General features: G+C 60.8%; 8 protein-coding genes. 7 read left to right on the top strand and 1 reads right to left on the bottom strand.

Annotation, left to right across the window (positions count from 1 at the left end):
- Positions 1-394 (top strand): hypothetical protein (locus EST62_RS13670; RefSeq protein WP_209019428.1); only part of this gene is annotated, 394 nt, incomplete at its 5' end.
- Positions 395-702: 308 nt separating this feature from the next.
- On the opposite strand, the gene EST62_RS08595 is transcribed toward EST62_RS13670, so the two are convergent.
- Positions 703-1,557, bottom strand: coding sequence for a UbiA family prenyltransferase (locus EST62_RS08595; protein ID WP_129051687.1), 855 nt, complete (start codon positions 1,555-1,557; stop codon positions 703-705).
- 84 nt (positions 1,558-1,641) lie between these two features.
- Here EST62_RS08595 and EST62_RS08590 point away from each other — a divergent pair, with 84 nt between their 5' ends.
- The 6 genes from EST62_RS08590 to EST62_RS08565 all read left to right on the top strand — a co-directional run bounded on the left by EST62_RS08590 (position 1,642) and on the right by EST62_RS08565 (position 9,430).
- Positions 1,642-2,385 carry an SDR family NAD(P)-dependent oxidoreductase gene (locus tag EST62_RS08590; protein ID WP_129051686.1) on the top strand — a complete coding sequence of 248 codons (744 nt, stop codon included), beginning with the start codon at positions 1,642-1,644 and terminating at the stop codon, positions 2,383-2,385.
- A gap of 167 nt (positions 2,386-2,552) precedes the next feature.
- Positions 2,553-3,047 carry a methylated-DNA--[protein]-cysteine S-methyltransferase gene (locus tag EST62_RS08585; RefSeq protein ID WP_129051685.1) on the top strand — a complete coding sequence of 165 codons (495 nt, stop codon included), beginning with the start codon at positions 2,553-2,555 and terminating at the stop codon, positions 3,045-3,047.
- A 137-nt stretch (positions 3,048-3,184) separates the two neighbouring features.
- Positions 3,185-4,357: an efflux RND transporter periplasmic adaptor subunit gene (locus tag EST62_RS08580; RefSeq protein ID WP_129051684.1), complete on the top strand. Its 1,173-nt coding sequence runs from the start codon at positions 3,185-3,187 to the stop codon at positions 4,355-4,357.
- 12 nt (positions 4,358-4,369) lie between these two features.
- Complete coding sequence (locus EST62_RS08575) at positions 4,370-7,555, top strand: efflux RND transporter permease subunit (protein WP_129051683.1); 3,186 nt, start codon at positions 4,370-4,372, stop codon at positions 7,553-7,555.
- Positions 7,552-8,979 (top strand): efflux transporter outer membrane subunit, encoded by a 1,428-nt coding sequence (locus EST62_RS08570; protein WP_129051682.1) that lies wholly within the window; start codon positions 7,552-7,554, stop codon positions 8,977-8,979. Before EST62_RS08575 ends, EST62_RS08570 begins: the two co-directional genes overlap by 4 nt.
- On the top strand, positions 8,936-9,430 hold the full coding sequence (locus EST62_RS08565) for an SRPBCC domain-containing protein (RefSeq protein WP_245153560.1): 495 nt from the start codon (positions 8,936-8,938) through the stop codon (positions 9,428-9,430). Before EST62_RS08570 ends, EST62_RS08565 begins: the two co-directional genes overlap by 44 nt.
- Positions 9,431-9,568 lie beyond the last annotated feature (138 nt).

Genomic DNA, 9,568 nt, shown 5'->3' with positions numbered 1-9,568 from the left:
AGTCAAGGTCGAGAAATTGAGTATAAAAAGTTGCATTCACAGCAGCTCCAACTCTTCTAAATACCTCGAAGCTCTGCTTCGAGGATCCTTTATTCCGTTGATGCTGATTTTTCTGATTGCTCCTTTCATGCCTGGTAGTTGGGGACGTGGTTCTGTGGGTGATTTTCCGCTTTTTCATGAAGCCCCTGCTTCTTTGGCGTTTGTCTTGACACGAAAGGTAACGAAACGCATCGATAATCGTTTGAATTTGCAGGTGTTCCTTGATGAGGATGGTTGGTATTGTTGTCTTTTTACGCCACTTTGCTTCTTGTGGCAACAACGGTTCTTAGCGCACAACACTTTGCTGTTATTACTCCGGCCATTAAAACTCTTAAACAATTGCCCCGGACTTTAGTCCGGGGTACGCGGATAAAGCAATATAAATCAGGGCTTTAGCCCAACCTTTTACAATGGGTGAAATTGCGATTTATTGTTGCCGGAGTAATAATCGGGCCGACCGAGCCGGTCAGTCGGCGGCGAATGCTTGCAGCGCTTTCTGGATCGAGTTGGTGCTTGTCATGCCATGAGTAAAGCTTGAGGATTTTTCAGCGAGCGACACGGCTTGTGCTTGTTCTGTAGAAACATACCGGTTTTGGCGGTGTTTTCCGCTCGTGCGTTGCTCGAATCAGCGGGGCGGAGGGCTGCCAAGGCCAGCAAATTTCGTCACCCCGCAGCGAGCCGGATGGCTATCAGCGCGAGCAGCATGGCGGTTCCGGCGAGGTAGATGCGGCGGATGTAGCGGAGTTTCCGGGGCGTCCGGGGGTCGAGCAGCCGCCAGACCGACCAGACGAGGATGGCGTCGAAGGCGATGATCGGCGGCAGGTACGGCCAGCCGAACCATCCGGCGGCGAACGGCGCGGCGCTTGCCGCGATCACCAGCGCGAAAACGGCGGTGGCGATGCGCATTGCCTTGTCAGAGCCGAGCACGATGGCGAGCGAGCGGGAGCCGCTCTGACGGTCGCCCTCGACGTCGAGCGCGTCCGCCGCGATCTCCTCGCCGAGATCGACCAGCATGGTCATCACGGCAAGAAAAAGCACCACCGGCTCGAACGGATTGCCAGCCGCGATGCCGCCGAAGATGAAGCTCATGCCGACCGAAAACCCTACGACGAGATTTCCGAAAAGCCCGTATCGCTTGAGCTTCCAGTCGTACAGCACGCCCAGCAGCAGCATCGCGCAGATGGCGACGAAGGCGCTGAACCCGATCATCAGTGCCAAAGCGCAACCGGCGAGCGCGGCGGCGACCGACAAGCCGAGCGCCTCGCGCTTTGTCACCACCCCCGCAGGCAGCGGGCGCGACGGCGCGTTGATGCGGTCGGTCTCGATGTCGAACACATCGTTGAGAATCAGCACCGACGCCGCGATGCTGAAAACACTGAGAAATCCGAAAATCCCCAGCCGCAACGTCGGCCAACCCCCAAGCGCCAGCACCTCGGCCAGCACCACGCAAGCCCCCGCCGCGAACGACAGTTCAAACCGGAGGAGCCGAAACAGCCCTTGAACTCTGGATTTATTCATCTCACGACAGACTGGTGACAGTCGCTGCTCAATGTTCAGTTCGATATATTTGAATGGTACAACGAAATCTCAAAACTTACGGATATGAAAAACAACGTTGCATTGGTGACGGGCGCGAGCCGGGGGATCGGGCGGGCTACGGCGAAGCTTCTTGCCGCCGAGGGGGCGTCGGTGGCGGTCAATTACTTCCAGAGCGAAGGCGCGGCCCGCGCCGTCGTCGATGAGATCACGCAGGCTGGCGGCAAGGCGCTGGCCGTCCGGGCGGATGTGCGCGACGAGGCGCAGGTGCGGGCGATGGTTGCCGAGGTCGAGCAGCGTTTCGGGCCGGTTGACCTGCTTGTCAGCAACGCCGCGATCGGCTTTCCGGTCAAGCCATTCACCGAATTCACTTGGGACGAGTTCGAGGCCAAGCTCACCGGCGAGCTGAAGTCGATCTTTTTCTGCTGCCAGGCGGTGCTGCCGGGCATGATCGAGCGGAAGTCGGGCAGCATCATCGCCATTTCAAGCACCCTCTCGCGCCACTCCTCGCCGGGATTCATCGTTCACTCCACCGCCAAATCGGGCCTTGACGCCTTTGTTCGCTCGCTTGCCGAGGAGGTCGGCCCCTTCGGTGTGCGCGTCAACGTGGTCGCCCCCGGCCTCACGCTCACCGACGCCACCGCCTGGCTGCCTGAAGAGCAGAAAGCGATGATTGGCGAGATGGCCCCGCTCAGGCGCGTCGCCCTCCCGGAAGACATCGCAGGAGTGGTGCTCGCCGTCGCCTCCAGCCACAGCCGTTTTGTGACCGGCTGCTACATCCCCGTTTCTGGCGGGTTGCTGATGCTGTGAGGGCGCGGGGTATCAATGGAACTGGTTGATTCAGTAAACGATTGAGATTTGTATCAACAGTGACTTGTCGAAATACTGGCCGAGAAAGCTTGGCAAAAAAGTGCGCGTTGCCTGTACGATAGTTCCATAATCTCTGTTCTGTTCCATTTTTTTGAGATAACCCATTCATGTTTGAGTCCATACTATCCAATTACAGCTCGTTTTCCTGCCGCTGGACGCCTGTCGGGCTGATCGGCGTCAGGGCGCACGGGGGCGCGCTTACTCAACTTTTGTTCATGCACGACGAACCGGCCACGGCCGTCAGTGCTCCCGGTTCGCCCTTGATCGATGAGGCGTTCCGGCAGCTCGATGCGTGGTTTACGGGTCGGTTGCGGGAGTTTTCGTTGCCCATTGCTGACGCGGAAAGCGTCTTTGCACGGCGAGTGCGGGAGGTGATGGCGGGTATCCCTTACGGGCGGACGGTTTCGTATGGCGAGCTGGCGGCCTCAATCGGTTCGCCGGGGGCGGCGCGGGCCGCGGGGGCGGCGTGCGCGCGGAATCCGCTGCCGATCATCGTGCCATGCCATCGGGTCGTTGCTGCCGGAGGGCGGATTGGCGGGTACCGGGGCGGTACGGAGATGAAGCGATGGCTGCTCGATTTCGAGCGCGGGAATTGCCGGTAAGTGACGTCAAATCCATGATTTTGCAAGGTGGAAACATCTTCGTGATTTTTTTACGAGTGTTCATCCATCTTGTGATTTTTCGTTATATAGATTCGTCCATCACCGTTAAAAAGCATTTTTCAGTTATTCGATACTCCATGAACACGATCCTTGCTCTCCGAAGCCGTTTCTCCCGGCTGTCCGTCGGCGTTTTGCTCGGTTCGTTTTTGCTTCTGCCGGGTTGCGGCAAGAAGCAGGACGAGCAGAAGCAGATGACTCCCGCCCTGCCTGTGATGAAAGTCGAACCCTCTTCAGCCTCTGTTACCACTGCCTATTCCGTCAGGCTCGAAGGTCTGGCCGACGCGGAGATCAGGCCGCAGGTGGACGGGATGTTGCAGGCGATTCTGGTCAAGGAGGGCGATATAGTCAAAAAGGGGCAGCCGCTGTTCAGGATCGACGATTCGATGTACCGCGAAGAGTACAACACGGCGCTGGCCGCCCAGCGCGCCGCTGAGGCTCAGGCGGCGGTGGCGAAAGTGAACGTCGAGAAGCTCAAGCCGCTCGTCGAGAACAAGGTTGTCGCGCCGGTGCAGCTCACTACGGCAAAGGCGCAGGAAGCGGCGGCAAGGGCGCAGGCGGCGCAGGCGGCGGCGGTGGCCCGGTCGGCGGCGATCAATCTCGGTTATACGGTCATCAAAGCGCCGGTGGCCGGTTATATCGGTCGCATTCCATACCGGCAGGGCAATCTGCTCACCAAAAATCAGGCGGCAGCGCTGACCACGCTTTCTGACGTTGGCCGGATGTACGCGGTCTTCAGCATCAGCGAAGCCGGTTTCGCCAACTTCAAGAAGCTCTATCCCGGCGCGACCCTCCAGCAGAAAATCGAGGCCGTGCCGCCGGTCAAACTGACGCTCTCGGACGGCACCGTCTATAATCATGGCGGCAAGCTCGAATCGATCAGCGGCGATTTCGACGCCACGACCGGCTCGATCGGTCTGCGGGCCTCGTTCCCCAACCCCGAAGGTTTTCTGCGCAGCGGCAACTCCGGCACGGTGAGCCTTTTCTCGAAGTACGACAAGGTGATCGTGGTGCCGCAGGCGGCCACGGTCGAGCTTCAGGACAAGGTGATGGTCACGCTGCTGACGGCGGGCGACAAGGTGATGAAGCAGGTAATCACCGTGGCGGGCCGGAGCGAAGAGAACTACATCGTCAGCGACGGCCTCAAGCCGGGCGACGTGATCGTGACCGCAGGCATCGAAAAGTTGCAGGACGGCATGGTCATCAAGCCGATGCCCGCCGCGCCGCCGATACAGACTCCGAACGCTCGTTAAACCGCAGGGCTTATGTTTGAACGTTTCATCTCCCGCCCTGTTCTGGCGACGGTCATTTCGGTTATTCTCGTGATTCTCGGACTGGTCAGCATGAGCCAGCTCTCGATTACCCGCTTCCCCGACATCGCCCCGCCGAGCGTTTCGGTGACGGCCAGCTACCCCGGCGCGAACGCCGAAACCGTGGGGCGCACGGTGGCTCCGCCGCTCGAAGAGGCGATCAACGGCGTCGAGAACATGACCTACATGACCTCCACATCGTCGAACGACGGCTCGCTCTCCATCAACGTCTTCTTCAAGCAGGGCACCAATGCCGACCAGGCGGCGGTGAACGTGCAGAACCGCGTGGCGCAGGCCACCAGCCGGTTGCCCGCCGAGGTGAACCAGATCGGCGTTTCGACCATCAAGCGCCAGAACAGCCAGATCATGCTCATCAATCTGGCGAGCAACGTCAAGGCGTTCGACGCGACCTTTTTGCAGAACTACGCCAAGATCAATATCGTCGATGACCTCGCTCGTGTGCCGGGCGTGGGGCAGGTGTCGGTCTATGGCAAGATGGATTACTCCATGCGCGTGTGGCTGCGTCCCGGGCAGATGGCCGCGTACGGCCTGTCGCCGCAGGAGGTGTCGGCGGCGATCCAGAGCCAGAACCTCGAAGCCGCGCCGGGATCGTTCGGCGAAATGAGCGGCGAGCCGATGCAGTACGTGATGAAGTACCGCGGCAAGTTCGAGACGCCGGAGGAGTACGAGAACATCGTCATCCGCGCCAACGCTGACGGCTCGCTGCTTCGGCTCAAAGACATCGCTCGCGTCGAGTTCGGCGCGTACAGCTACACGGTCAACGCCAAGGCCAACGGCAAGCCGGGCGTGGTGATGGCGGTCTATCAGGCACCCGGCTCCAACGCCAACGAGGTCGAGACCGAGCTGCGCAAGGTGCTCGAAAAAGCGTCGCGCAACTTCCCGACCGGCATCGAGTATTCGATTCCCTTCAGCTCCAAAAAGGTGGTCGATGAGTCCATCGAGCAGGTGCAGCACACGCTCATCGAGGCGTTCCTGCTGGTGTTCCTCGTGGTGTTCCTCTTTTTGCAGGATTTCCGCTCGACGCTCATTCCGGCCATCGCCGTGCCGGTGGCGATCATCGGCACCTTCTTTTTCATGAACCTGTTCGGCTTTTCGATCAACGTGCTGACGCTCTTCGGCTTGGTGCTCGCCATCGGCATCGTCGTTGACGACGCCATCGTGGTGGTCGAGGCGGTGCACGCAAAGATCGAAGAGAAGGGCTATCCGGCTAAGATCGCCACCGTGTCGGCGATGCGCGAAATCACCACGGCCATCGTGACCATCACGCTGGTCATGGCGTCGGTGTTTTTGCCGGTGGGGTTCCTCGAAGGCTCGACCGGCGTGTTCTACCGCCAGTTCGCCTTTACGCTCGCCATCGCGATACTCATCTCGGCGGTCAACGCGCTGACCCTCAGCCCGGCGCTCTGCGCGATCTTCCTGACCGACCTGCACTCCGAAGAGCGCCACTCGCGCTTCGGCGGCATTGGAGGGCGGTTCGTCAAGGGGTTCAATGCCGGATTCGACGCGGTTCGCCAGCGCTACACCGGCATTCTCGACTACTTCATGCGTCACCGGATGGTGGCGTTCATCGGCCTCGCATTGGTGACGGCCGTGTCGATCTGGATGTTCAGAACCACGCCGACCGGCTTCATTCCCGACGAGGACAACGGCTTCGTGATCGTCTCGGTCTCCACGCCGCCCGGCGCGTCGATGGCTCGTACGCAAGAGGTGATGGATCGCGCGGACAAAGTTCTGCGCACCATTCCCGCCATCAAAAAGGTGATCTCCGTGACCGGCATCAACATTCTCACCCGCAGCTCTTCGCCCTCGGCGGGCCTGATGTTCATGCAGCTCAAAGACCTGAAAGAGCGCGGCAAGGTGCGCGACATCAAGGCGATTCTCGGGGAGGTCAACCAGAAGCTCGCGCCGATCAAGGATGCCAACTTCTTCGCGCTCTCCATGCCGACCGTGCCCGGCTTCGGCACGGTGAGCGGCCTCGAAATGGTGCTGCAAGACCGCAGCGGCGGCGACCTGCACAAGTTCGAGGATGTGGCGAAGGGCTTCATCGGCGCCTTGATGCAGCGGCCCGAAATCGCCGTGGCTTTCACTACCTTTAAGGCTACCTATCCGCAGTACGAGCTTGAGGTGGACAACGTCAAGGCTGCCGATCTCGGCGTGAACGTCAAGGCGCTGATGACGGTTCTCCAGGCCTATTACGGCAGCCAGCAGGCCTCGGACTTCAACCGCTTCGGCAAGTATTTCCGCGTGGTGATGCAGGCCGAGCCGAACGACCGCCGGACGCCCGATTCGCTCAACGGCATCTTCGTCAAGAGCACGAGCGGCCAGATAGTGCCGGTCAGCGCGGTCATTACGCTCAAGCGAGTCTATGGGCCGGACGCGGTCGATCACTTCAACCTCTTCAACGCCATTTCGATAAACGCAATGCCCGCTCCCGGCTACAGCACGGGTCAGGCGATCCAGGCGGTGGACGAGGTGTCGCGCACGAGCCTTCCGGTGGGCTTCACCTACGACTGGAAAGGGCAGAGCCGCGAAGAGATAGAATCCTCCGGCGGCCTGTTCTTCATCTTCCTGCTCTCGGTGGTGTTCGTCTATTTCCTGCTCTCGGCGCTCTACGAGAGCTACCTTTTGCCGCTGGCCGTGATGTTCTCCATTCCCACCGGCTTGCTCGGAGTGTTCATCGGCATCAGGCTGGCCGGGATCGAGAACAACATTTACGTGCAGGTGGCCATCATCATGCTGATCGGTCTTTTGGCGAAGAACGCGATCCTGATCGTCGAGTTCGCGCTCCAGCGGCGCGTGGCCGGAATGCCGCTCGTCGAGGCGGCGATGGCGGGGGCGAAAGCGAGGCTGCGCCCGATTCTGATGACTTCGCTGGCCTTCGTGGCGGGGCTGTTGCCGTTGCTCTTCGTCACCGGCCCGGCGGCGATGGGCAACCACTCCATCGGCGCGTCGGCCATCGGCGGCATGTTCGTCGGCATGGTGCTCGGCATCCTCGTGGTGCCGGTGCTCTTCGTCGCCTTCCAGGGGTTGCAGGAGCGTTTCACCGGCTCTGCGGCGGAGATTGTCGAAGCCGGAACCTTGCTCGAAGAGCAGTTGAAGAAGGAGGGGTCGCACGAATGAAAAACCACGATCAAGGCATGAAACTCGCGCTGCAACTGTCGTCGATTACGCTTTTCGCCACCATCGGCCTGTCGGCGTGCAGCCCGGTGAAGGAGTATCGCCGCCCCGAAGTCGAACTTCCGGCGAGCTATCCGGGGCAGGCGGAGGCGGGCAAGGAGATGGCCGCCGTGCCCTACCGCAAGTTCTTCGCCGATCTCGATCTGCTCGAACTTATCGACAGCGCCGTCGAGAACAACCACGACCTCTCGATCGCGATGAAGAACATCGACTACGCGGGCAAATCGCTCGACGTGGCGAAGTTGTGGTTCCTGCCAGCGGTGGATTTCAGCGCGACGGAGAGCTATTCGCGGGCGTCGGAAAACAGCTCGGCAGCCTCGAAAGGGCAGGAGCGCACCAGCCGGAACTACACGGCGCAACTGAACGTGTCGTGGGAGGCGGACATCTGGGCGAAGCTGCGCAACGCCAAAAAAGCCGCCGTCGCCGAGTATCTGCGCAGCGCCGACGCGGCTCGCGCCGTGCGCACGACGCTCGTCTCGAATGTGGCGCAGGGGTACTGGAATCTCAAGATGCTGGACGCAGAGATCGGCATCACGAACCGCAACATCGCGCTCGCCGACACGACGCTTTTGATGATGCGCTTGCAGTTCGACGCGGGCAACGTCACGAGTCTCGCCGTCGATCAGCAGGAGTCGCAACTGCTCTCCGCCAGGCTCACGTTGCCGAAGCTCGAAGCGTCGCGCACGGCGCAGGAGAACGCGCTCTCGATCCTCGCCGGACGGATGCCCGGCGCGCCCGTCAAGCGCAGCCAGGGTTACAAGCCCTTCACGATGCCCGACTCGCTCGGCGCTGGCGTACCGCTGGCGCTGCTCTCGAATCGCCCCGACGTGCGCGCTGCCGAGGAGTCGCTGATGGAGGCGCACGCGCTCACCGGCGTCAACAAGGCGATGATGTATCCCTCGATCATCGTCACGGCGCAGGGCGGGCTGAACGCCATCGAGTCGAGCAAGTGGTTCTCGACGCCCGGCTCGCTGTTCGACGCGCTTCAGGGCACACTCCTCCAGCCGATCTTCCGGCACGGCCAGCTCAAGGCGCAGTACGAACAGTCGAAAATCCGCCGCGACCAGGCCGAGCTGACCTTCCGGAAAACCCTGCTTGTCGCCGTGGGCGAGGTCTCCAACGCGCTCGTGCAGGTCGAGAAAACCGGCGAGCAGGAGAAGATAGCCGCCGAGCGCGTGGCTGCATTGCGCAAGGCGGCGAGCAATTCGCGCCTGCTTTTCCAGAGCGGCATGGCGACCTACCTCGAAGTTATTGCCGCCGACAGCTCGCTGCTTCAGGCGGAGCTGGAGCAGGCCGACGTGCAGCGCCGCCGCCTTTCGGCGATTGCCGACCTGTACCGCGCGGTCGGCGGCGGCTGGCGCGAGTGAGTGGGGCGGGGGAGGCCCGATGAAGCGTGTCGCGACAGAACTTGTTATCGACGCGCCGCCTGAGCGGGTCTGGGCGGCGCTCGCCGACTTCGGCGGCTACGGCGCATGGAATCCGTGCCTGCGCCGTATCAGCGGAGAGGCTGGGCCGGGTGCGAAACTTCGCATAACCATCAGGTTCGGATGGCTGCCGCCGATCCGGTTCAGGGCGCGGATCGACCGTTTGCGTCGAAACGAACTTCTCGGCTGGCGGGCTGCATTTCTTTTCGGACTTCTGGAGGGACAGCACTGGTTCGAGTTGCATCCGCTCGACGCAGGAAAGACGCGACTCGTTCACGCCGAAACCTTCAGTGGCGTTCTTGCGGCCCCGTTTCTCTCTTTTTTTTCAGGAGTTATCTGCAAAAGCTACGAAGCGGCGAACCTCGCGCTGAAAGCGATTGTTGAGCAAAAGTAACCCGGCGCGCTTGCAATCAAGGACTTATTTTGTGTTATATTTACTTCAGAAGCAACTCTGTGATTTATAGCCAATAGCTGCTCACCAACGAACTCAAACTGCACGGCAATGATAAAACAAACTGTTGGAACCGTCGGA

This window comes from Chlorobaculum sp. 24CR (genome assembly GCF_004118635.1).
Taxonomy (GTDB): Bacteria; Bacteroidota; Chlorobiia; order Chlorobiales; family Chlorobiaceae; genus Chlorobaculum.
This window is presented reverse-complemented; position numbering and strand designations above follow the sequence as displayed.

Excerpts from the sequence above, each read along its gene's own strand:
- EST62_RS08595 (WP_129051687.1), bottom strand. The coding sequence starts at position 1,557 with ATGAATAAATCCAGAGTTCAAGGGCTGTTTCGGCTCCTCCGGTTTGAA.
- EST62_RS08590 (WP_129051686.1), top strand. The coding sequence starts at position 1,642 with ATGAAAAACAACGTTGCATTGGTGACGGGCGCGAGCCGGGGGATCGGG.
- EST62_RS08585 (WP_129051685.1), top strand. The coding sequence starts at position 2,553 with ATGTTTGAGTCCATACTATCCAATTACAGCTCGTTTTCCTGCCGCTGG.
- EST62_RS08580 (WP_129051684.1), top strand. The coding sequence starts at position 3,185 with ATGAACACGATCCTTGCTCTCCGAAGCCGTTTCTCCCGGCTGTCCGTC.
- EST62_RS08575 (WP_129051683.1), top strand. The coding sequence starts at position 4,370 with ATGTTTGAACGTTTCATCTCCCGCCCTGTTCTGGCGACGGTCATTTCG.
- EST62_RS08570 (WP_129051682.1), top strand. The coding sequence starts at position 7,552 with ATGAAAAACCACGATCAAGGCATGAAACTCGCGCTGCAACTGTCGTCG.